A 23294-nucleotide genomic window follows, 5' to 3' on the forward strand; every position below is an offset into this window, starting at 1 on the left:
CACAGCAGTCAAACAGCCGTCGGTTAGTCAGGAGCACATCATGATTGACTTCACCGGCCAGGTAGCTGTGGTTACCGGCGCCGGCCGCGGACTCGGCCGCCTCTACGCGCTGGACCTGGCGCGCCGCGGCGCCGCGGTGGTGGTCAACGACCTCGGCTGCGGAATGCGCGGCTTACCAGATGAAGCCGCCGACAGAGCCGTCGCCGACGACGTGGTCGACGAGATCACGAAGGCGGGCGGTCGCGCGATCGCCTCCTACGACTCGGTGGACAGTCCGGCGGGCGGCCAGGCGATCATCGATGCGGCCGTCGGCGCATTCGGTCGCCTCGACACGGTCGTCAGCAATGCCGGAATCTTCGGCAGCGTGGCGTTCGAAGACCTCTCGCACGAGGACTGGACGCGAATGCTGCGCGTGCATCTGGACGGCGCGTTCTATCTGTCCCAGCCCGCGTATCGCGTGATGAAGAAGAACGGGGGCGGCAGGTTCGTGTTCATCTCGTCCTCCGCCGGAATCTTCGGCCAGCCGATGGAGGCTCACTACGCCGCTGCGAAGGCCGGCCTGGTGGGGTTGACGAACGTGATCGCGATCGAAGGCGAAGCGCACGGGATACTCGCGAATTCCGTGATGCCAACCGGCTTTTCGCGGATGGTCACCGAGACGGTCGGTGACGAGAAGTTCCTCGCCGAATCCGGCTTCATGCAGGCCATTCGGCCCGAACTCGTCGTGCCACTGGTGACGTTTCTGGCCAGCCGCGCCTGCACATTCACCCACCGCAACTATTCGGCTGCCGCCGGACGGTATGCGCGGATATTCGTCGGACTCAGCGTTGGGTGGCTCGCAGATACCGAGAGCGAACCGACGGCGGAAGACATCGAGGCACATCTCGAAGAGATGTCTGCCACCGAGCGATTCCTGGTACCCGGCTCGATCGTCGACGAGGTACTGGAAGTCTGTGAGCGACGCGGCGTCAGCGCGATGCCGGGCAACGCCGAGATCGCATTCCCTGACGCACATTCCCGATAAGCGTTATTGACCGCCGAAATGCTCCACCGTAAAGTCCGGCTAAGTCGCAGTTAGCCACGATCAGAGTCAAGGAAAAGTGGACTTCTCCTACCCGCCGGAGCTGGAACAGTTCCGCATCGAGCTGCGCGACTGGCTGTCCGCGAACCTGACCGATGAGCTGGTGGCCGCCCGCCGGCCGTCGGGCCGCGACGACGCCACATTCGAGATGCTGCGCGGCTGGAGCGCGACCATGTCCGACGCGGGATGGGCCGCCGTCTCCTGGCCTCGCGAATACGGTGGTCGCGGGGCGACGGTTCTCGAGCAACTGATCTACACCGAGGAGACCACTCGCGCGCGGGCACCGATGCCGCTCAACGTCATTGGGATGAACAACATCGCCCCCGCGATCATGCAGTACGGCTCCGAAGACCAGAAGAAGACACTGCTCCGCCGCATGATGCGCGCCGACGACATCTGGTGTCAGGGAATGTCGGAACCCGAAGCGGGATCCGATCTGGCGTCGCTGCGCACCCGCGCGGTGCGGGACGGCGACGACTTCGTGGTCAACGGACAGAAAATCTGGACCTCGCTGGGGCATCGGGCGCACTGGTGCCAGCTGTATGTGCGCACCGATCCCGACGCCCCGAAGCACAACGGGATCTCCTGCCTGATCGTGGACATGAAGCTGCCCGGCATCGAGGTCCGTCCGCTCGTCACGCTCAACGGCGACACCGATTTCGCCGAGGTGTTCTTTCACGACGTGCGGGTGCCGGCTACGGCGATGCTCGGACCGCTGAACGGCGGTTGGCAGGTGGCCACCACCACGCTCAGCCACGAGCGCGCCGGGGCCGCACGGCTGTACGCCGAAATGCAGGTGCGGCTGGAAGAACTGGTGGACGACATCGCCGCGAATACCGACGCCCTCGACGACCCCGTGACGTTGCGGCGGCTGGGCGAAATCGCGGTCCGCATCAAGTATCTCGAGGTGCTCTGCCAGCGGTCGATCTCGGCGGCGCTGCACGGTGGCTCGGAAATCACCGCGTTTGGATCGGCCAGCCTCGCCAAGACCGTGTGGGGCGAGATCGGACAGGACATGGCCGCCCTGGCCTTCGACGTGCTGGGCACCCGCGGCACCAATTCCGCGTGGGCGAACTACCGCCTCACGTCACGCTCGCTGACCATCGCGGGCGGAACCACGCAGATCAACAAGAACATCACCGCGCAGCGCGTACTCGGATTGCCACGCAAATGAACCTCGAGCTCACCGACGAACAGGTCGCGTTGCGCGACACCACGCGCCGCTTTCTTGCTGACAAGGCACCGATTTCGGGTCACGTGCGCGAACTGCTCGACGATCCGACCGGAGTCGACGACGTGGTCTGGCGCGGCCTGGCCGACCTCGGCGCCACCGGGCTGCTGGTGCCGGAGGAACACGGCGGGGCCGGGATGACGATGGTCGAAGCCGGCGTCGTGGCCGAAGAACTCGGCGCCGCCCTGCACCCGGGGCCGTGGTTGTCGACCGCGGTCGCCGCGCCGCGCACGTTGACGCGGCTCTGCGACAATGCTATTGCCGCAACGCTTTTGGCTGGAATCGCCGACGGGACGATGATCGCCACCGTCAGCTTCCTGGACTTCGAGAATGTCGCCGTCGACGCAGCCGGTGACGGCGTCGTGCTGCGGGGTGAGCTCGGCGAGGTGTCCGATGCCGCAGCGGCCGACGTCCTGCTGGTGCTGGCCGAAGATCCAAACGGCACCGGGCTCTTCGCGGTGAACACCGACTCCCCCGGGCTCTGGATGCAGCCCGAGCGCGGTATCGATCAGACCCGCAAACAGTTTCGCGTCCGACTCGACGGCACGCCCGCGCAGCGGCTGGCTACGGCTGCGCCGGCTGACGTTTCGGCGGTGATCGATGACCTGCTGATCGCCACTGCTGCCGACGCACTCGGCGCCGCGCGAGCCGTTATGGACATGGCTGTCGAGTATGCAAAGGTCAGAAAGCAATTCGGTCAGGTCATCGGATCGTTTCAGGCGATCCAGCACCTGTGCGTCGACATGTACGAGACGATCGAGCTGGCCCGCAGCGGCGTCATCCACGCGCTCTGGGCGGCTGACGCCGAACTTCCCGCCGACGACCGGCATCTTGCCACGCTGCGGGCCAAGGCGTTCGCGGGGCGACTGGCCACCGTGGGCGATACCGCGATCCAGGTGTTCGGCGGGATCGGCTACACCTGGGAACACGATGCCCATCTCTACCTCAAGCGCCTGCTGACCTGGAGCGCACTTCTCGGTGGACCCGACGGATATCTCACCGAACTCGGTGCGCGCCTTGCCAAGAGAGGGTCCCAATGAGCGCCTCGACGGATGTCGAATACCTGCTGACCGCCACCCGTTCCGCGCGCAAGACCCTCGACCTGGACGCGCCGGTGGACCTAGCGGACATTCGCGAGTGCCTGCGCATCGGCCTGCAGGCCGCCAACGGCTCGAACTCACAGGCCTGGCGTTGGCTGGTGGTCGCCGATCCGACGCTGCGGGAAAAGATCGCCGAGTTGTACCGCTACGCCTATCTGAAGCGGGTCGGCGGTCAGCTGCTCGCCGATCTGCTGCCGGGCGACACGCCGGAGGGACGGCTGATGTCGTCGACGGAATGGCTGGTCGAGAACATGGCGAAGGTGCCGCTGCTGGTAATCCCTTGCTACGAGCCCTACTTGCCGCGTATCGACGGCGATGAATCGTTTCACCTGGCAACCCTGTACGGTTCGATCTTCCCTGCGGTGTGGAACTTTCAGCTGGCCTTGCACACCCGCGGGTACGGCACCTGCGTGACGACCTTGCACCTACATCACGAAGACGAGGTGCGGCAATTGCTCGGGATCCCGCCGAGCTATGTCCAGGGCGCCCTGCTGCCGGTGGGACGGCTGCGGTCCGGGCACACCTTCTCCCCCGCCCCGCGGCGGCCCCTCGATGAGGTGGTCGCGGTGGACCGTTGGGACGGCACCGGCCTCTAGGGCCCTAGAATGGGTCCGTCACCGCTGTTAGCAGCGCATTTGAGCCGGTTTCCGATCGGGCAATCTGATAGCCTTTAACAAAGATTTGGTTCGGCAGGAGGACGAATGCGTAGGTTTGCCCGGCCGCAGTCCTCTCGATATGTGCACCGTTAGCCATGGCCAAAGCCGAAACGTTGGCCAAGGGCAAGCGGACGACGGCCGATCGCCTGGATCAGGCCGACGACTCTGGGACGCGCCGCACCGAGATTCTGCAGACCGCGGCGTCTTTGATCGCGTCGTCGGGATTGCGAACCTCGTTGCAGGAGATCGCCGACGCGGCAGGGATTCTGCCCGGCAGCCTGTATCACCATTTCGAATCCAAAGAAGCGATCCTCATCGAGCTGATCCGCCGCTATCAGGATGATCTGCGTCGCATCGGCGAAAACGCTCAAGCCAGATTGGACGACGCCGATTCGCGACCCGCCGCCGAGAAGATCATCGAGCTGGGAGCGGCCATCGCCAACTGCGCCGTGCGGCACGGCGCAGCACTGCAGATGTCGTTCTACGAAGGACCGAGCGCGGATCCCGAGCTGATGCAGCTGACCCGCGAGCAGCCCGTCGCGATTCAAGAGGCCATGGTGCAAACGCTGCGCGCCGGACGGTGGAGCGGCTACATCAAGCCCGACATCGATCTACCCATACTGGCCGACCGCATCTGTCAGACCATGCTGCAGATCGGCCTCGACGTGATGCGGCACAACTCCCCTGCCGACCAGGTGGCAGAGCTACTGTGCCGAATCATCCTGCAGGGCTTGGCGGCCCGGCCACCGACCGATTCGGCATTGGATCGATCCAACGCCTTCTCGGCCGCCAACGACGTCATCGAGTCGTGGGCCGACGACAGCGACGCCGATCCCAGCGACAAGGCGGCCCACGTCCGCGCGGTCGCGCGAACCGAGTTCGGCCGCAAAGGGTATGAGGCCACCACGATCCGCGACATCGCGTCGGCCGCGGGTCTCGGCACCGGCACCGTCTATCGGGTGATCGGCTCCAAGGACGAACTGCTGGCCTCGATCATGGAATCGTTCGGACGCAAGGTCGAAGCGGGGTGGGTAAGCGTGCTGCGCTCGGATGCCACACCCATCGAGAAGCTGGACGCCCTGAGCTGGGTCAACGTCAATGCGCTGGACCAATTCTCCGACGAATTCCGGATTCAGCTGGCGTGGATGCGGCAGTCACCACCGAACACCCCCAACCCCGGCTGGTTGTATGCCACGCGGCTGCGGCAGATGAAATCGCTGCTCTCCGAAGGCATTCGCTCCGGTGAGATCCGCATCGACGCTCCCTCCACCGCGATGCTGGCGCGCTGCGTCATCGGCCTGCAGTGGATACCGGAGAACATTCTGCGCGAGGTCGGGAAACGGGCGGCGCTGATACACACCCGCGACACCGTGCTGCGCGGTGCCGCCGTTCGCGCCAAGTAAGACCGGCTATTTAATCGGCCCCCGGTATTGAACCAAATAACTGTTACCCATACAGTTGAGCAGTTAGAACCGCGTTGGCATTATCCGAGAAGGGGATTTCCATGACCATTGTCGATCGGTTGCGCTACGACGGCAAGCGCGCTCTCGTTGTCGGTGGCGCGACTGGCATGGGCGCCGCGGCGGCCAAGTCAGCCGCCGAGCTCGGCGCCGAAGTCATCGTGATGGATTACGCGCCAGTGAGCTATGACGTCGCCAAGTACATCCAGGTCGACCTGCGCGACCCCGCCTCGATCGACGCCGCGATAGAGCAGCTGGACGGTCCCGTCCACGCCCTGTTCTCTGCCGCCGGCATTGCCGACGGCACGACCGACCTGCTGAAGATCAACTTCATCGGGCACCGCCACCTCATCGACCGGTTGCTGGAAAAGAACCAGCTTCCCTCGGGCTCGGCCATCTGCTTCATCTCCTCAGTCGCCGGGATGGGCTGGGAGAACGACCTGGAACTGCTGACGGACTTCTTGGCGACACCGGACTACGGGTCGGCGGTGGCCTGGTCAGAGGCGCACGAGGCCGAAGGCATCATCCACTACGGGACCAGCAAGAAGATCGTCAACGCCTACGTGGCAACCCAGGGCCTTCCCCTGCTGAAGAAGGGCATTCGCATCAACGCGATCTGCCCGGGCCCGACCGATACGCCACTGGCCCAGGCCAACGCCGACCTGTGGCTGACCTTCGCGCAGGACTACCGCGACGAGACCGGCTCCAAGGTCCACACGCCCGAGCAGATGGGCGACGTGATGGCGTTCCTCAACAGTGCCGCGGCCTTCGGCGTCAACGGGATCACGGTGCTGGTGGACTACGGCCACACGATGGCCTCGCTGACCAACGCCTACCCGCCCGGCAAGCCGATCATCGACATCATCATGGGGCGCGTCAAACTTTAACGGCGGTACCGTCGGGGGCATGGCACGCATCGTCGTCATCGGCGGACACGGCAAGGTCGCACTGCCACTCGCTCGCATCCTGACCGAGCGCGGCGACGAGGTGACTTCGGTCTTCCGCAATCCCGGCCACTCCGACGAGGTCGCTGCCACCGGCGCCAAACCGGTGGTGGCCGACATCGAGCAACTCGACACCAACGCACTGGCCGATCTGTTGACCGGGCACGACGCGGTCGTCTTCTCGGCCGGGGCAGGCGGCGGCGATCCGGCGCGGACCTATGCCGTCGACCGTGATGCCGCGATCCGGGTGATCGATGCCGCCGGGCAGGCCGGCATCAAGCGGTTCGTGATGGTGTCCTACTTCGGCGCGGGTCCGGATCATGGTGTGCCGCAGGATGATCCGTTCTTCGCCTACGCGGAAGCCAAGGCCGCCGCGGATACCCACCTGCGGGCCAGCGAACTGGACTGGACCGTTTTAGGTCCAGGCAGGCTCACGCTGGAGCCGGCTACCGGCCGCATCGTCGCCGGCCAGGGCAAGGGTGAGGTCTCCCGCGCCGACGTCGCGCTCGTCGTGGCCGCCGCACTGGCCAACGATTCGACCATCCGGCGAACCATCGAATTCAACAACGGAGACATCCCGATCGCGGTGGCGTTGGCGGGCTGACTAAGCTGCTCATCGCAGCTGGTCTGCTTGCGCCGCACCCGCGGCGCCGGCATCGAGCGAAGCAACGTTAGTAACGCTTCGTGAGAGGGAACCCGGTGAGAATCCGGGACTGTCCCGCAACGGTATGCAGGAACGACCGCCGTCATAAGGCACTGGTCCTCAGAAGGATTGAGACTGGGAAGCGACGGCCACTAGGAGCACCACCCGGTGCGCGCCTGCGAGTCCGGAGACCTGCCAGCTGTGCCGGGCGCGCCGCGCTCGGCGGCTCATCGCCTCGTGGAATGGGCGTTTGGCTGCAGCCGTTAACGGTAGTACTTAGGTGCGCACCGCAATCGGATCGGCTGCATGTCCGCCGGCGGTGGCCACCACGCCGATTGAAGGACGAATATCGTGACCCCTCAAGCATTCACAGCGACAGTTGTCGGCTCTCCGCGCATCGGCCCGAAACGGGAACTCAAGCGCGCGACCGAGGGCTACTGGGCAGGACGCACCAGCCGAGCCGACCTCGAAAACATCGCCGCGACCTTGCGGCGCGACACCTGGAAGGGCCTGGTTGACGCCGGGCTGGACTCGGTGCCGGTGAACACCTTCTCCTACTACGACCAGATGCTCGACACCGCGGTCATGCTCGGCGCGTTGCCGGCCCGGGCCGCGCAGGTTCCCGACGAGCTGGACCGCTACTTCGCCGCGGCGCGCGGCAACAAAGATGTCGCGCCGCTGGAAATGACCAAGTGGTTCGACACCAACTACCACTACATCGTTCCCGAGATCGAGCCCGGGACGAAGTTCGCGCTGGACCCGGGCAAGGTGCTCGCCGAGCTGAAAGAGGCTCTCGGGCAAGGCATTCCGGCACGTCCGGTCGTCATCGGACCGGTCACCTTCCTGTTGCTGAGCAAGGCCGTCAATGGTGGCGGCGCGCCGATCGAACGGCTGCAGGAGCTGGTGCCGATTTACTCCGAGCTGCTGTCGCTGCTGGCCGACAACGGCGCGCAGTGGGTGCAGGTCGACGAGCCGGCGCTGGTCACCGACATCTCCCCCGACGCCCCCGCCCTGGCCGAGGCGGTCTACAACGCACTGGGCAAGGTGAGCAACCGCCCCGCCATCTATGTCGCCACCTACTTCGGTGACCCCGGCGACTCGCTGGGGGCGCTGGCCCGCACACCCGTCGAGGCAATCGGCGTCGACCTGGTTTACGGTGCCGACACCGCGGTGGCCGCGGTGCCCGAGCTCGCCAACAAGATCCTGGTGGCCGGTGTCGTCGACGGGCGCAACATCTGGCGCACCGACCTCGAAGCGGCGCTGGGCAAGCTGGCGACCTTGCTGGGTTCGGCGGCCACGGTCGCGATCTCGACGTCCTGCTCCACCCTGCACGTGCCGTATTCGCTGGAGCCGGAGACCGGTCTCGACGATGCGCTGCGCAGCTGGCTGGCGTTCGGGCAGGAGAAGGTCGCCGAAGTGGTGGCGCTGTCCCGGGCGCTGCATGAGGGCCGCGACTCGGTCGCCGACGAGATCGCGGCCTCCAACGCCGCCGTGGCCTCCCGAAAGAAAGACCCGCGGCTGCACAACGACCACCTTCGGGCCCGGATCGATTCGATCGTGGCGTCCGGTACCCACCGCGGCGACGCGGCACAGCGGCGTGCCAGCCAGGAGGAGCGGCTGCACCTGCCGCCGCTGCCGACCACAACGATCGGCTCGTTCCCGCAGACCGTCGCGATTCGCAAGGCCCGCGCCGCGCTGGTCGCCGGTGAGATCGACGAGGCCGAATACGACCGCAGGATGAAGCAGGAGATCGCCGACGTCATCAAGCTGCAGGAGGACCTCGGCATTGATGTGCTGGTGCACGGCGAGCCCGAGCGCAACGACATGGTCCAGTACTTCGCCGAGCAGCTGGACGGCTTCTTCGCCACCAAGAACGGCTGGGTGCAGTCCTACGGCAGCCGCTGCGTGCGGCCGCCGGTTCTCTACGGTGACGTCATCCGCCAGCGGCCGATGACGGTGGAGTGGGCCAAGTACGCGCAGTCGCTGACCGAAAAGCCGGTCAAGGGCATGCTGACCGGCCCGGTGACGATCCTGGCCTGGTCGTTCGTCCGTGACGACCAGCCGTTGGCCGACACCGCCAACCAGGTGGCGCTGGCCATCCGCGACGAGACGGTGGATCTGCAGTCCGCCGGCATCGCGGTGATCCAGGTCGATGAGCCCGCGCTGCGCGAGCTGCTGCCACCGCGTCGCGCCGATCAGGACGACTACCTGGGGTGGGCGGTCGGTTCGTTCCGGCTGGCCACCTCCGGGGTCGCCGACGCAACGCAGATCCACACGCACCTGTGCTACTCGGAGTTCGGCGAGGTGATCGGCGCGATCTCCGATCTGGATGCCGACGTCACGTCGATCGAGGCGGCACGCTCGCACATGGAGGTGCTGGACGACCTGAACGCGGTCGGCTTCGCCAACAGCGTGGGCCCGGGCGTCTACGACATCCACTCACCGCGGGTGCCGAGCACCGGCGAGATGGCCGCATCGCTGCGCGCGGCGCTGAAAGCCGTTCCGGCGGAGCGACTGTGGGTCAACCCCGACTGCGGGCTCAAGACGCGCAACGCCGACGAGGTGAACGCGTCGCTGCAGAACATGGTCGCCGCCGCGCAGGAAGTTCGCGCAGGGGTCTAAGGCTGCGCCGAATCTAATGCCACTGCGATTTTCAAACCGAAATTTCGCAGTGGCGTTAGGTTCGCGGGTTTACTCCTCGAGCTGGGGTTCGGACTCGGACTCGGGTTCGGGCTCCGACAGCACCTGGACCGGCACATCGTCGGCCCAGGGCTGGCGGGTGACCATGTCCGAGACTTTGACGATGCCGCGCTCGAACTCGCCGGTCGCGGCGTCGACCAGCCGATAGGACTGGGTCTGACGATGGATGGGCTGCGCGTCGAGTAGCACGACCCGCACTTCACCGGGCAGGAAGCCGCAGCGCTGCTGCATCGCGGCGATCAGCTGCTCGTTGTGCATGTGGCCGTCGCCGAAATTCCATCCGACTGCGGTGCTGCAGATCCGCTCGCCGTCGGTGATGACGTAGTCGTCTTCGTTCTCGCCGGCCATCGCTCGGTGCGCCAGCGTGAACAACGCCCTGCCGTGAGTGTTCATGGCGCGGAACGCATATCCGAGATACATCGGGATCTGCGCGCGCTCCTTGCCGTACACCTTCTCCAGCTGGGCCGCGGGCATGCTGGCGATCGAGACGATGTTGTGGTTGATCTTTTTGTCCGCCGATGCCTTGATGCACCACAGCGTGGTGTCCCAGTTGCCGGCGTAATACCGCATGCCGGGCAGGAACGAGATCTTGCGCGGAAACAGGTTGCCCGCGATCACGATTCCGGCGATGAACGCGATGAAAATCGCCACTGGCACAGGGTTTTTCAGGTCGGCCAGTCCGGTATGAGCGTGGCCGACGAACAGCGCCAGCACGCCGAAGATCATGAACACATTCCACTCCAGCGGCACGCCCATCGGGATCGCGGTCAAGATGCCCAGGTGAAAGATCACCATGATCGCCGCGGCCACCGCGGTCCACCAGCCGCCGTGCGCGACGAACAGCGCGACGGGCACACACATTTCGATGAAGGTGCTTACGTGGGCGAAGAGCCGCGACAGCCGTCCGGGCCGCAGGTCGTCGGGGAACTTCTCGAAGAACATCCGCTTGACGAACCGCGGACGGAACAGCGGATTGTTGGACATCATCGTGGAGATCACGAACGGGAAGTGCTTATTGAGCTTGGATGTCGCGGCACCCATCCAGATCACCAGGAACACCAGCTTGGCGGCGACGATCATGTCGACACCGCCGAACACGAACGTCACCGCCAGCGTCGCGTAGACCTCACCGCGGGCCGCCAGGAAGATCACCTTGTCGCGCAATCCCAGCACGCCGAGGAGCAGCAGGATCAGCACGATCCGCCACGTTGGGATCAACCCGACCTGGGTGCTCAGCTCCGGCACCGGGCCGGTGCCGTCGGCGAACAGGGTCAGGAAGGTCACCAGCAACAGCAGCCCATACAGCGCGACGTCCACCAGCGTGCGGGCCGTGCCCTTGGTCGCCGGGACGCGCTTCGGCCAGGGCGGCAGCCGGATGGTGTCGGGCCGCAGCCAATACAGGATCGACCCCAGCGGCGGCTTGATCCGGTTGTTCAGCGGCCCGAAGCCGCAGCCCAGCCCGATCACCTCGAACAGCATCGTGTAGAGCACGACCTTCTCGAACACGATCGGCTCGGAGTACCACGACATGACGTGGGTGAAGGCCAACCCGCGGGTGGTCGGCACCGCCAACAGCCAAGCGAACAGGATGTAGAGCAGGATCTTGCCGACGTAGAACAGGTGCAGCACGACCGGCGTTCCGAAGCCGACCTCGGCCCAATGTCGTGCCATCGGCCGGATCTTTTCGCTGCGGCTGAGCTTGCTCCACTCGTCGATGTCGACCTGCGGCAGTTCGGGTTGGAGAAATCCCATGGTTTCACAGACTAGAACGTGTTCTAGCGAAGCGCGCTGAGGATCGCGGATGACATCCTTTGCTCGCGGTTTGTTCGCCGGATAGCGTGAGATGTTGGCACCCGTTGAGGAGATGTCCATCATGACCAGACTTCGGTTCCTGATCTCGGCTACCGCGCTGGCGCTGGTGACTGCCGGCTCGCTCGGCGCCGGCACCGCATACGGCCAGGCGCCCGCAGCGGGCGACTCGTGCACGGAGTTGCACACCACCACGCAGGACATCAACGGCCGGACGATGTGGTGCAACCCGACCATGACCGGCAACCACAGCCTGGTGTGGCAGTACGGCGGGCCGACGGACTAGCCGACCTTTGCCAGCCGGTCGGTTCCCGGATACCGTCAGATTGAGTCCGCATGTGGCTTAGGAGACGTCCATCATCAACAGACTTAGATTCGTCGTATTGGCGCTCATTACTGTTGCCACACCGACCACCTTCATCGCCGGGAGCGGTGTTGCCAACGCCGCGCCACCCTCGCCGGGTCAGCCGTGCTCGGGGTTGCACGCAACCACCCAGGACGCAAACGGCCGGACGATGTGGTGTGAGCCACCCGGGCCCGAATTCAACGTCCTGTTGTGGCAGTACGGCGGACCCAGCTAGCCGTCGAGCTTGCACTCCGGCGGGTGCCCGCCGCGCGCGCCCCGAGTAGGCGCTCGACGGCCGGAGCGTCCGTAAGTAGTTCACCGCGCCAGAGCAGAAACTCGAAACTGCAGTGGGCGGATTTCGCGAAGGGTTCCGTCAGATCGTGGCGCCGCGACGCGTTGCGGAATAAAATTCCTTTCGCCCCAATGGGTCTGCCGATACGGTACGAGGGAATCATGTTCAATTTACTCCGGAACAGATTGTCGGCAGCGGCGATTATCGCTTTCACCGTTGGCGCATGCTGCTCGCCTTCCGAACCGGAAGCTGCCTGTGCAAGCCCGTCCGAAGATCCCATGACGCAGCCCGCTGCCAGTATGGAGAGTAAGGACGACGACACGGCGATGCCAACCCAGGCCTGCGGCTTGGCTAAGCTGATCAAGAATGATCCCGATCCGCCGTTGTATCCCTACATCGGAAGCGCGCATTGGCACGTGCCGTGGGGACAGGACTATTTTGATCAAGGCCTGAGATTCTACTTCGCTTTCAACAACCGCGAATCTCTAAGGGCATTCCGCAAAGCGGCTTCTGAGGCCGATGAGAATGGAATTCCTTGCTCGGCATGCCACTGGGCCCAAGCTCTCCCGCTGGGAGTAGACATCAATATGAAGACACAATCGGAGTCCGACCGGGAGGCTGCAAATGTCGCCCTCGACCGTGCCAGGGAAGCCAATCCAAACCCGAAAGATGACGAGATCATCCGGGCGCTCCGGGGACGTTACGAGGATTGCAAAAATCCGGACAAGAAAGTATGCCAGCAGGATCGCAACCGGGCCTATTATACCGGGATGGAAACAGTGCTGAAGGATTTCGGCAGCGATGACCCCAACGTCATCACGCTCTTCGCCGATTCGGCGATGAACCTGGCGCCATGGGCTTATTGGGACGAACACGGAAATCCAGTCCTTGGTGCGAAAGAGCCGATCACGGAGGCAAAGAAGCAACTCGAGAGGGCCTTGAAATTCGTCCAATACCCGCCAAACGAAGGGCCGATCCACTGGTATATCCACCTGATGGAGCAGTCGCCGACGCCCGACGCGGCTAAGCAATACGCGGACCTATTGGCACCGCTTGCGCCGAACGCAGGTCATCTGGTCCACATGCCGTCGCACATCTATTACCGCATGGGAGACATGCAGAACGCGATAAGAGCCAACAAAGCAGCGATTGAAGCGGACGAAAGGTATTTCGGTACCGAGCCGGAATTGAATCGCCCGGACGATGACCGCTATATAATGGATTATTACCTCCACAATATTCGTTTCTTAATCGCCGCCGTAGCGTTGAGCGGCGACAACGGGCAACACGATGTTGACCGTTATGCAGAAAAGCTGCTCCAATCGATGCCAGACAGAGCAAGCAGAGCCGACGCGGACGCGGACAGAACCGCCTATTATCTGGCAAAAGTGAATTTTTCCAGCACGGCGGATATTCGCAAATTCGAGCGACCGAATTCTTTCGAACAGCAGCCGCTCGCGAACATTGCCTACGCTTATACGCAACTGATGGCGGATATCTGGGAGAAAAAGGATCCCATGCAGTCGGCCGGCGAATTGGATGACGACGTCGCCAAATATGGCATGAACGCGCGCTGCGATCCGGCGCCCGGCGTCCAACTCTCCCCCATCCGGTGTGTGCCCGCGATCCTTAGTGACCTGGGACATGCGCAGGTGGCGGTCTGGAAGACGAACTGGGACGCCGCGGTAAAGGCTGCGGAACACGCTAGGGATATCCAGGACGCCATGCGCTATATCGAGCCTCCCTTGTGGCTCTACCCCGCGGGCCAGACGCTGGCCTCGATCCTGATCCGGAGGGTGGACGCCGGCCATGGGGGACCAGGCGATTTGGCGACGGCCAAGCAGGACCTGTTCACGAGCCTGAACAAACTCCCCGACGGCAATCCCAACCTCCGAATCCCGACGGGGACTTTTCCCGGAAACGGCTGGGCTTACTACGGGCTTTGGGAGATCGCGACGCGGGACGGCTCACCCAAGGCCGACATCGACAAGGCCTGGATAGATCTCAACGACCATTGGTTCGGGACCAACGATTTCCGAACGCTCGATCGCCTGTAGGTCAGCGCGGACTAGCCGCCTTACTTGAATGCCAGTGCCCGCTGTTCGCGCCCCGAGTAGGCACTCAGCGGCCGGATCAAGGAGTTCGACGCGGCCTGCTCCATGAAGTGAGCGGTCCACCCGGTGATCCTGCTCATCACGAAGATCGGCGTGAAGCAGGCGATGTCGAATCCCATCAGGTAGTACGCGGGACCAGTCGGAAAGTCGAGATTGGGCAAGATGCCGGCGGCGTCAAACATCTCGGCTTCCAGGATGTTGTAGATGTCCAGCCAGAGCCGGCCGTCGCGCCTCGCGGCCACGCGTCTCAACGCCTCCTTCATCATCGGTACGCGGGAGTCACCGTTCTTGTAGACCCGGTGTCCGAATCCCATGACTTTTTCCTTACGGCTGAGCTTGCCGCGCAACCATTCTCGCGCGTTACGCGGATCGCTAATCTCGATCATGTCGTGCATGACGGCCTCGTTGGCGCCGCCGTGCAGGGTGCCCTTGAGCGCACCGATGGCCCCGGTGACCGCGCTCCTGCGAGACCGTCAAAACACCGGTCAGCCAACACTTTTAACAATTTGCGTCAGCGTCAAGCATCCAGGGCGCCCGGCCGGTTGGCTCGGCACGAGCAATCGGCCTGAACTCCGCGTGAAATCCGCGCGAACCCACTATTGCCACGCCGCGATCGGTGTAGTTTGCTGCTAGCACCCAACTGCAACCGAGGAGCCGATCGTGGCAGACGTCGATTATTGCGTTGTCGGAGCGGGTTTCGCGGGTCTGACAGCCGCGTTCCGGCTGAAGCAAGCGGGGCACTCGGTGGCCTTGCTGGAGGCTCGCGACCGGGTAGGTGGTCGCACATTCACCGTCACTCGCGACGACGGGACATGGATCGATCGCGGTGGCGCGTGGATCGGGCCGGGCCAGGACCGGATTTACGCGTTGATGAGCGAGTTCGGCGTACCGGAATACAAGCAACACAACGACGGCGACGCGATGATGATCGTCGGCGGCAAGAAGCACCGCTACGGCGGCACCATCCCGTGGACCGTGAGCCCGTGGGCCGTCGCCAACCTCGGGCTCGGACTGGCCAGCATCGAGAAGATGACCAAGGCGATTCCGCGTGAGGCGCCGTGGGAGGCGAAGAAGGCCCAGGAGTGGGACCGAATCAGCATTGGGGAATGGATCCATAAGAACACCATGTCCAACGAGGCCGCCGAGATGCTGGACATGGCCTTTGCCGGTCTCTACACCTCGGCAGCGTCAGAGACGTCGTTGCTGTGGGGGCTGCTGCAGACGGCCTCCGCCGGCGGACTCACGTTCGCGATTTCGGGCAAGGGTGGTTCCCAAGACGCCCGCCCGGTCGGTGGGATGGGCGCCCTGCACCGCCCGATGGTGGCCGCACTGGGCGACGCACTGCACCTTTCGCAGCCGGTCCGGCAAATCGCCCAGGATGCCGACGGTGTGACAATCAGCGCGGCCGATATGACGGTGCGGGCGCGCCGAGTCATTGTCGCGATCCCGCTGGCGATCGCCACCTCGATCCTCTACGAGCCAATGCTCCCGGTGGACCGAGCATTTCTGCACCAGCGCATTCCCAGCGGCGCGGTCATCAAGATCTCGATCTTCTACGACGAGCCGTTCTGGCGTGCCGACGGACTGTCCGGCCAGTCCGCCGCGCCGAACTCCCCGGCTACCCTGACCATCGATGCCTGCACCGACACCGCGGACCCGGGCATCATGTGCGTCATCACCGAGGGATCCGCCGCGCGCCGGCTGACCTCCCTCGACGAGGCCGAGCGCAAGTCGGTGGTCATCGGCGAGCTCGTCGACCGGTTCGGCAGCAAGGCCAAAGCGCCGCTGGAATATCACGAGCAGAACTGGACTGTGGACCGCTATTCCGGTGGCGGAATGATCGGCCACGCCCCCACCGGCGTGCTGACCGAATACGGCTATACCTTGCGCGAACCCTGCGGTCGTATCCATTGGGCAGGCACCGAGAGCTCGGCGGTCATGTGCGGGTGGATCGATGGAGCGATTCGTTCCGGGGAGCGCGCCGCTGCCGAGGTGACAGCGGCCGAAACCGCCGCGGTCGCCTAGCCGGGATACGCCAGCCTGGTCATCCCGGGCGTGCCCGCCCAACGGTTCGGTGCCAGAATGAGCCGAATGTCGGCATCACGGGGGCCTGACCAAGAGAGTTGGCGGGATGGGTGTAAACCTCCCAGGCCTTGTCGGTCGTCGCGCAACTCGGCGATATCGGCTCCGCCTAAGCGCTAGGGCCGGCAGTGGTTTCTATGCCCGGGAACAGGTTCGGCTGCTCCGAATCTATCTGGGCGCCACCACCTTTCTGTACCTCTACGGCGTGGTGTTCACTCTCTTCCCGATTCGCCACGGCCTGACGTACGCGAATCCGGCGGGCGGTATCGTCGCGATCTGCCTCGGCGTCGCGGCGTTGGCCTGGCTGGGCGTCCGTCCCGACAGGACCGCGCCGGCGACGGCCGCGGCGATCGCGGCCACCCCGATCGTGATGGCCTTCCACGTGGCGATGATCGCCGAGTTCGTCTGCCTGATCGCGCCGATCTTCCTGGCGATGTACCTGCGCGCCTTCCACTCCCCGCGCCGCGGCGCGACCCTGGTGGCCGTGCTGACCGGGGCGTCGGTGCTGGCTCTTGCGGTCGCGCCGGCCCCGAAGTTGGTGATCGACTACTTCATCTTCGCGATCGCGATCGTCGGGGCCGCCGAGTCGTTCGGGCTGCTGATGCGAGCCCTGGTCGACGCGGCGTGCACCGATCCACTGACCCGCCTGCTCAATCGAGCGGGCTGGGAGATCGCCACCGCTGACCTGTTGGCCCGATCCCGTTCGGCAGCTGTCACTGTCACCGTCATCGTGCTCGACATCGACAACTTCAAACAGATCAACGACACCCAGGGTCATCTTGCCGGCGATGAACATCTGATCAGCCGCGCGGAGCGCTGGCGAAAGCTGGCGCCCGCCAACGCCGTTCTGGCCAGGCTAGGTGGCGACGAGTTCGCGGTGTGTATCGCCGACGGCGAGGGCCCGACGCAGGGCAATTGGGAGCAGTTCGTCGCCGACGTCCGCCTGCACACGCCGGGCACCAGCATCGGCACCGCATCTCACAACGGTGCAAGCGCCGACATCGCCTTGCTGTACGCGGCCGCAGACGCCGAGCTGTACGACGCCAAGCGGAAGAAACTTCCGGGCGCCGCGGACGCCGACCTGCGCCGCGGAGCGCTGGGAAGCTAGCCGGTCTGCTTAGCCGGCGGCCGGTAGAAGATCAGCAACTGGCCGATGGCTCCGGCGAGGCCGAGCCCCACCGAGATCAGCAACCCGTTCCAGCCGATCAGCGGGTCGTTGATCCCGAAGATCGCCCAGTCCAGGCTGAGCCGGCCGGGTCCCAGTGTGGCCACGGCGATCGCGGACAGCGCCAGGACCAGGTTGTACTCCCAGCCCTCTTTGACGATGAAGAACCCGTTGTGGCGATGCACGGTCCACGCCGCGACCAGCATCAGCGAGACAAAGCCCGCGGCCGGAATCGGCGTGAGCAGCCCAAGGGCCATGCCCAGTCCCGCGGCGATTTCGGTGGCGGCGGCCACGGTGGCGTGGAACTTGCCCGGCTTCATACCGATGCTCTCGAACCATCGCGCGGTGCCCGGTATCCGGCCGCCGCCAAAGAACTTGTTGTAGCCATGCGCGGCCAATGTCACGCCCAGCACCAGCCGCAGGATCAGTAATCCGACGTCATAGGGAGTCATACGTGCCAACCTAGATCATCGGGCGGATCGGATAACAGCAGCGGTGAGCGGCTGTGTCTGGCGATTCGTGTGGGAACATAGCGGGCGTTCCCGCGATTGCCACAACTAGCTGAACCAGGAGGGGGTGCACCACGGCTCGTATCGCACGAGGCAACAGCACCCCCGAAAGCAGATCGATCGGGCATGCGGCCACCTCCACCGACCACACCGTGGTGTTGCTGAACGGCGACGCGGAGCATCCGCGGGAGATCCTGGGCAACAAGGGCCACGGCATCGAAGTCATGCGCCGGCACGACTTGCCGGTGCCGCCCGCGTTCTGCATCACCACCGAGGTGGGTCTGCGGTGTCTGACCGAGCCCGCGGCCACGCTGGACGCGATCTGGGACGACGTGCTCGACCGAATGAAGTGGCTGGAGCGCGAAACCTCACGCACGTTCGGCCGGGGCCCGCGTCCGCTGCTGGTCAGCGTTCGCTCGGGGGCCACGCTCTCGATGCCCGGCATGATGGACACAATCCTGAACCTGGGCCTCAACGATGCCGTCGAACATGCGCTGGCCGCATCGGGAACCGAGAACTTCGCCCGCGACACCCGGCTGCGGTTCACCGGCATGTACCAGCGCATCGTCGGCGGCGAATCGCAATCCGTCCCGGACGACCCGTACGCGCAGCTACGGGCGGGCATCGAGGCCGTGTTCGCGTCGTGGAACTCGCCGCGTGCGGTTGCCTACCGCGACCACTACGGCCTCGACGATCGTGGCGGCACCGCGGTGGTCGTGCAGGCCATGGTGTTCGGCAACCTCGGCCCCAATTCCGGTGCCGGAGCGCTCTTCTCACGCAACCCGATCACCGGCGCCAACGAGCCTTTCGGGGAATGGCTCCCCGGCGGCCAAGGCGACGACGTGGTCTCGGGATTGGTCGACGTGGAACCGATCGCCGCCCTGCGCGACGAGCAACCGGCGGTCTACGACGAGCTGATGGATGTCGCCCGCACCTTGGAGCGGCTCGGGTCCGACGTGCAAGAGATCGAGTTCACCGTCGAAGACGGCAGACTCTGGCTGTTGCAGACCCGGGCGGCCGAACGCTCGGCGCAGGCGGCGGTCCGATTGGCGCTGCAACTGCACCACGAGGGGCTCATCGACGCCACCGAGACACTGCGCCGGGTGACCCCGACACACGTCAAGGCATTGCTGCTGCCCGCACTGCAACCCGAAATACGTTTGGCCGCACCGCTTTTGGCCAAAGGACTGCCCGCCTGCCCGGGCGTAGTCTCGGGTAAGGCATACACGCAGGTGGACGAGGCGCTCGATGCCGCCGACCGCGGCGAGCAGGTCATCCTGGTGCGCGACCACACCCGCCCCGAAGATGTCCTGGGCATGCTGGCCGCGCAAGGCATCGTCACCGAGGTCGGCGGGGCCGCCAGCCACGCCGCGGTGGTCAGCCGCGAACTCGGCAGGGTGGCGGTGGTGGGCTGCGGCAACGGAGTCGCCGCAACGCTGGCCGGTAGACAGATCACCGTCGACGGCTACGAAGGCGAAGTGCGCGAAGGCAATCTGGCCCCGTCCTCGTGGTCGGAGAACGATACGCCCGAACTACGCGAACTCGCCGAGATCGCGCGGCGGCTCAGCCCGCTGCGTGCACACGCCGACGGCGACCACCCGAGGCTGGACGACACCTCCGACGCCGCGGTGCGCACCGCCCTGGAAAACGGGCGTACCGATGTGGTTTCGGCCTCCCCGCTGATCGTCATGCTGGCCGCGCTGCGACTGACGGGCCCGGCGTGACCGAATTGGCCGTGCTGCAAACGATCCGGCTCAAGGGCCGGGTCACCCCGGCCGACCTGGCCGCCACCCTGGGCGAAAACGTTGACGACGTCACCGAACGGCTGACCGCGGCGGGCTTGCTGGTCGGCGGGGCGACGTTGCGGATCAGCCCCAGCGGTCGCGACCGGCTGGACGCGCTGCTCGCCGAGGAGCGCGAGGGCATCGACTCGGCCGCGATGACCGCCGCGTATGACGACTTCCGAAGCGTGAACAATGATTTGAAATCCTTGGTCACCGACTGGCAGCTCAAGGGCGGCCCCGAGGGCCCGCCCAACGCACACGACGACGCCGAATACGACGCCGCGGTGTTGGCCCGCCTCGACCAGGTGCACGCCAGGGTGTTGCCGATCATCGCCGCGGTCGGCGCCCAACTGCCACGGCTGAACACCTATTCGGCGAAACTGGTTGCGGCACTTGGCAAAGTAAAGTCCGGCGACAGCGCCTGGCTGACCCGCCCGCTCATCGACTCGTACCACACCGTGTGGTTCGAATGGCACGAGGAGCTGATCGGCGCCGTCGGCCTCACCCGCGAGGAAGCGGCCAGATCCGGTGATGCGCAGTAGGCCTTCTTACAGCGTGGCATCCAGCAACTCCAGGTAGGCGTCGACGTCGGTGACGGCCGACTCCGCCGCGTGGACGCTGATCGCGATGGTCTCGCCGATGCCGTGCACTCCGTGCGTCAGACCCATCGACGGGGACAATCCCGGATAGCCGGCCGTCAGCACCACGCGCGCAGCCCCGAAGCGCAGATCGGCGGGCCCGCGGTTGACGCTGGACACCACGGTGTTGCCGAGCACTTGCGTGGGCCGCACGTCGGTGTCGAAATGGGAGACGCCCCAACGCAGTAGCGAGGCAGGTACCGCTGCGAATGCCCGGTCGCCCGAACGAGTCGCCGGATGTTCGAAGCGGCGCCGGCCGTTGGCCAGGTCGGCGGCAATGCGCTCGAGTCGTGCATCAAGCTCGAGCTGCGGGTACAGCCCGACGACGACGTTGCCGAAGTGATTGTTCGCCTGGGGTACACCGGGTTTGACCATCGGCACCTCCGCGCCCAGCGAAGCGGCCGCATCGCCGAGTAGACGCGACAACGCGGTGGACACGGCAGCGAGTACGGCAACGGTGACGGTGGGCCCGCGCAGCTGCGAGCGGTGGCGTATCAGCGTTCGCATCGAACGGGCACCGTCGGGGCGGGCATTAGTCGAAAGCGGTGGCCGAAAGCCGACCCCGGGCGACAGCCGTCCCGCTCGGGTGTCGCGAACCAGCCCGCGGTGGGCACGCGCCGCTTCGGCTGCCCGCCAACAGAAGATGCCCGGCGACGGCCGTTGCACCGCGGGCACCGGGGTCGCCCGGCCGAAGAGCCAGGCCGCCAGCGCCGCACCGCGGGCGCCGTCGGCCAGCGCGTGCGGTGCCTGCAGCACCGCAACGAGGCCCCGACCGTCGACGCCAGGAATGCCGAGCACCGGCGTGAACACGTGCAGCCGCCACGGCATCCGGCGAAGGTCCAGCTGGTTGTCGGCCAGGCCGGCCACCGCCGCCAGGGCGCCGTGCCAGCTGCGGTCGGCCAGATCGTGACAGACCACCTGCTCGGGCGCCACTGTCATCGGAACCCACCGCGGATACGTCAGCGAACATCCGTCGTCGAGCCGCAACCCCAGTTCGGGACATGCCCGCGCCCGACGCAGCACCTGTTCGACGGCACCGCGCACGTCGGCGGGTTCGCCGTCGAATGCGTAGAGCAGGAGCTCGTCGCTGGGGATTTTGGCCGACATCCAGTAGAACTGCGCATCGACGGCCGCCATTCGGCGCGCAGCCATGGCGTCAGCCCGGTGAGCCGACGAACGCCAGCACCCGCTCGGCAACCTTCTCGGGCTGTTCAAGCTGCAGGAAATGCCCGGCATGGTCGACGATCGCGACTTCGCTGCCGGCGGGGAGCACCTTTTCCGTCCAGTGCGCGAAAGCCGGAGTCATACAACCGTCGTCACGACCATGCAGATACAAGGTCGGCAAGATGGGCGCCTCGGTCCACAGCTGGTTGAGTTCGGCGTACCGCTGCGGCGGCTTGGTATTGCGAAGCGTGGCCCGATAGGTCCCCAGCGCCGCCCGCCAACTTTCCGGTGTTCCGATCGCGGCGTCGACGTGGCGCAGATCCTCGTCGGCGCCGCGATAGCCCGGAGACCATCGTCGCCACAACAGCGGCAGTATCCAGGGCCCGGAACGCTCTGGCAGCACAGGCAATTGGAAGTAGAACATGTACCAGCTGCGCAGCAGCTGACGCGGCAGCTGGCGGGCCAGCCGGCCTCGCTCGCTCACCTGGCCGCGGAATGCGGCCGACACCGGCACCGACATGATCACGGCTTTGGTGAACGGGCTGTTGGGCATCGCGGCCAGGCCGGTGGCCGCCAGTGCACCCCAGTCGTGACCGATCACCACGTCGCGGTCGGTGCCGCCGGCGGCCGCGCGCACGCGCAGCGCGTCGTCCATGATCGCGCCGACGTGATAGCTGCCGTCGTCGGGAATTGACGAGGGGGCGTACCCACGCATGAACGGTGCGATAACCCGCCAACCCGATGCGGCAAGCAGCGGGGCCATCTTGCGCCAGCCATAGGCCGTGTCGGGGAAGCCGTGCAGACACAAGGCGATCGGGGCGTCGGGCGGGCCCCAGGTCAGCGCCTTGAGGTCGCCGGGAGGGCCCGGCACGTCGATCCACCGCGGCTCGGTCATCTCGGGTAGTCCGCCATCTTCACTCCTCTTCGGCGCGTCCGCACGGACCAACCTAACGCGTGCGGATCCAGACCGCACCGACCGGAGCGAAAGAATCTCTAAAACGTCACCGCATCAAGGGTTTTCGCTCAACGCATCCGCTGCCCGCTCGAGCTCGGCGATGACGATCTTGCGCATGCCGTACATCGCCTGGGTAGCGGCCGCCGCGCGGGCCGGATCGGGATGGCTCACCAGGTCGTAGAGCCGCTCCGGGATGACTTGCCAACTCAGCCCGTAGCGATCCTTGCACCAGCCGCATTGCGATTCCTCGCCACCGTCGGTCAGCCGGTTCCAGTAGTAATCGACCTCGTCTTGGTCCTTGCAGTCGATCGTGAACGACACCGCCTCGCTGAACTTGAAATGCGGACCGCCGTTGATCCCGATGAACCGGTTGCCGTCCAGCACAAACGTGCCCGAGAGCACCGAGCCGGGCTCGCCGGGACCGGCGTCGGTGCTGCGGTTGAGATCCTCGACTCGCGAGTTCGGGAACACCGAGGCGTAGTACGTCACCGCCTCTTCCATGTTGTGGTCGAACCACAGCGAGGGCGTGATCGATGGCACGGGAATCTCCTACTCTGTTGGGTTTTCCTAATAGACCTCGGCGGGCGCCGGAACTCACCGCCGCACCCCCTCGCACGCAAA

The 23294-nt window shown here is 65.4% G+C and carries 20 protein-coding genes, 1 pseudogene and 1 riboswitch; of the genes and pseudogenes, 15 read left to right on the top strand and 6 right to left on the bottom strand.

Going from position 1 to position 23294, the window contains the following annotated elements; all coding sequences use genetic code 11:
* The first annotated feature begins 40 nt into the window (after positions 1-40).
* From ACZY0B_RS12910 to metE, 8 genes are all read left to right on the top strand, one after another.
* Complete coding sequence (locus ACZY0B_RS12910) at positions 41-1024, top strand: SDR family NAD(P)-dependent oxidoreductase (RefSeq protein WP_463764504.1); 984 nt, start codon at positions 41-43, stop codon at positions 1022-1024.
* Between the two features lie 76 nt (positions 1025-1100).
* On the top strand, positions 1101-2255 hold the full coding sequence (locus ACZY0B_RS12915; protein WP_463764505.1) for an acyl-CoA dehydrogenase family protein: 1155 nt from the start codon (positions 1101-1103) through the stop codon (positions 2253-2255).
* The gene (locus ACZY0B_RS12920) at positions 2252-3352 is read left to right on the top strand and encodes an acyl-CoA dehydrogenase family protein (protein WP_463764506.1); all 1101 of its coding nucleotides are present in this window, start codon (positions 2252-2254) and stop codon (positions 3350-3352) included. The genes ACZY0B_RS12915 and ACZY0B_RS12920 overlap by 4 nt, the downstream gene beginning before the upstream one ends.
* Positions 3349-4008 carry a nitroreductase family protein gene (locus ACZY0B_RS12925; RefSeq protein WP_463764507.1) on the top strand — a complete coding sequence of 220 codons (660 nt, stop codon included), beginning with the start codon at positions 3349-3351 and terminating at the stop codon, positions 4006-4008. Before ACZY0B_RS12920 ends, ACZY0B_RS12925 begins: the two co-directional genes overlap by 4 nt.
* A 155-nt stretch (positions 4009-4163) precedes the next feature.
* On the top strand, positions 4164-5471 hold the full coding sequence (locus tag ACZY0B_RS12930; RefSeq protein WP_463764509.1) for a TetR/AcrR family transcriptional regulator: 1308 nt from the start codon (positions 4164-4166) through the stop codon (positions 5469-5471).
* A 101-nt stretch (positions 5472-5572) separates the two neighbouring features.
* Positions 5573-6415 carry an SDR family oxidoreductase gene (locus ACZY0B_RS12935; RefSeq protein WP_463764510.1) on the top strand — a complete coding sequence of 281 codons (843 nt, stop codon included), beginning with the start codon at positions 5573-5575 and terminating at the stop codon, positions 6413-6415.
* A 19-nt stretch (positions 6416-6434) separates the two neighbouring features.
* Entirely contained in the window at positions 6435-7076 is a 642-nt protein-coding gene (locus ACZY0B_RS12940; RefSeq protein ID WP_463764511.1) for an SDR family oxidoreductase, read from the top strand.
* Between the two features lie 51 nt (positions 7077-7127).
* A riboswitch (cobalamin riboswitch) is annotated at positions 7128-7329 on the top strand.
* A gap of 137 nt (positions 7330-7466) precedes the next feature.
* Positions 7467-9737 (top strand): 5-methyltetrahydropteroyltriglutamate--homocysteine S-methyltransferase, encoded by a 2271-nt coding sequence (metE, locus tag ACZY0B_RS12945; protein ID WP_463764512.1) that lies wholly within the window; start codon positions 7467-7469, stop codon positions 9735-9737.
* Positions 9738-9806: 69 nt separating this feature from the next.
* Here metE and ACZY0B_RS12950 read toward each other — a convergent pair whose 3' ends face one another.
* Positions 9807-11567 carry a DUF3556 domain-containing protein gene (locus ACZY0B_RS12950; protein WP_463764513.1) on the bottom strand — a complete coding sequence of 587 codons (1761 nt, stop codon included), beginning with the start codon at positions 11565-11567 and terminating at the stop codon, positions 9807-9809.
* Between the two features lie 121 nt (positions 11568-11688).
* On the opposite strand from ACZY0B_RS12950, the gene ACZY0B_RS12955 reads away from it, so the two are divergent.
* From ACZY0B_RS12955 to ACZY0B_RS12965, 3 genes are all read left to right on the top strand, one after another.
* Positions 11689-11910, top strand: coding sequence for a hypothetical protein (locus tag ACZY0B_RS12955; RefSeq protein ID WP_463764514.1), 222 nt, complete (start codon positions 11689-11691; stop codon positions 11908-11910).
* 97 nt (positions 11911-12007) lie between these two features.
* Entirely contained in the window at positions 12008-12205 is a 198-nt protein-coding gene (locus ACZY0B_RS12960; RefSeq protein ID WP_463764515.1) for a hypothetical protein, read from the top strand.
* A gap of 218 nt (positions 12206-12423) precedes the next feature.
* Positions 12424-14319, top strand: a complete 1896-nt coding sequence (locus ACZY0B_RS12965; protein ID WP_463764516.1) for a hypothetical protein — start codon at positions 12424-12426, stop codon at positions 14317-14319.
* A gap of 20 nt (positions 14320-14339) precedes the next feature.
* On the opposite strand, the pseudogene ACZY0B_RS12970 reads toward ACZY0B_RS12965, so the two are convergent.
* Positions 14340-14837 (bottom strand): annotated as a pseudogene (locus ACZY0B_RS12970) (citrate/2-methylcitrate synthase); the annotation flags it as partial.
* 199 nt (positions 14838-15036) lie between these two features.
* Here ACZY0B_RS12970 and ACZY0B_RS12975 point away from each other — a divergent pair.
* Both ACZY0B_RS12975 and ACZY0B_RS12980 read left to right on the top strand, forming a co-directional pair.
* Positions 15037-16401, top strand: a complete 1365-nt coding sequence (locus ACZY0B_RS12975) for a flavin monoamine oxidase family protein (protein ID WP_463764517.1) — start codon at positions 15037-15039, stop codon at positions 16399-16401.
* 106 nt (positions 16402-16507) lie between these two features.
* Positions 16508-17566, top strand: coding sequence for a GGDEF domain-containing protein (locus tag ACZY0B_RS12980; RefSeq protein ID WP_463764518.1), 1059 nt, complete (start codon positions 16508-16510; stop codon positions 17564-17566).
* Here the strand turns inward: ACZY0B_RS12980 and ACZY0B_RS12985 are convergent.
* Entirely contained in the window at positions 17563-18075 is a 513-nt protein-coding gene (locus tag ACZY0B_RS12985; protein WP_463764519.1) for a DoxX family protein, read from the bottom strand. The two genes, ACZY0B_RS12980 and ACZY0B_RS12985, sit on opposite strands and share 4 nt — an antisense overlap.
* Positions 18076-18251: 176 nt before the next feature.
* Here ACZY0B_RS12985 and ACZY0B_RS12990 point away from each other — a divergent pair, with 176 nt between their 5' ends.
* Positions 18252-19856 carry a pyruvate, phosphate dikinase gene (locus ACZY0B_RS12990; protein WP_463764606.1) on the top strand — a complete coding sequence of 535 codons (1605 nt, stop codon included), beginning with the start codon at positions 18252-18254 and terminating at the stop codon, positions 19854-19856.
* Entirely contained in the window at positions 19853-20458 is a 606-nt protein-coding gene (locus ACZY0B_RS12995; RefSeq protein WP_463764520.1) for a MarR family transcriptional regulator, read from the top strand. The genes ACZY0B_RS12990 and ACZY0B_RS12995 overlap by 4 nt, the downstream gene beginning before the upstream one ends.
* A 6-nt stretch (positions 20459-20464) precedes the next feature.
* Here the strand turns inward: ACZY0B_RS12995 and ACZY0B_RS13000 are convergent, their stop codons facing one another.
* From ACZY0B_RS13000 to ACZY0B_RS13010, 3 genes are all read right to left on the bottom strand, one after another.
* The gene (locus ACZY0B_RS13000; protein WP_463764521.1) at positions 20465-21706 is read right to left on the bottom strand and encodes a WS/DGAT/MGAT family O-acyltransferase; all 1242 of its coding nucleotides are present in this window, start codon (positions 21704-21706) and stop codon (positions 20465-20467) included.
* 4 nt (positions 21707-21710) lie between these two features.
* Positions 21711-22613: an alpha/beta fold hydrolase gene (locus tag ACZY0B_RS13005; protein WP_463764522.1), complete on the bottom strand. Its 903-nt coding sequence runs from the start codon at positions 22611-22613 to the stop codon at positions 21711-21713.
* A gap of 114 nt (positions 22614-22727) precedes the next feature.
* Positions 22728-23213, bottom strand: coding sequence for a VOC family protein (locus ACZY0B_RS13010; protein ID WP_463764523.1), 486 nt, complete (start codon positions 23211-23213; stop codon positions 22728-22730).
* Positions 23214-23294: the final 81 nt, after the last annotated feature.

This window comes from Mycobacterium sp. IDUB_19 (genome assembly GCF_055419445.1).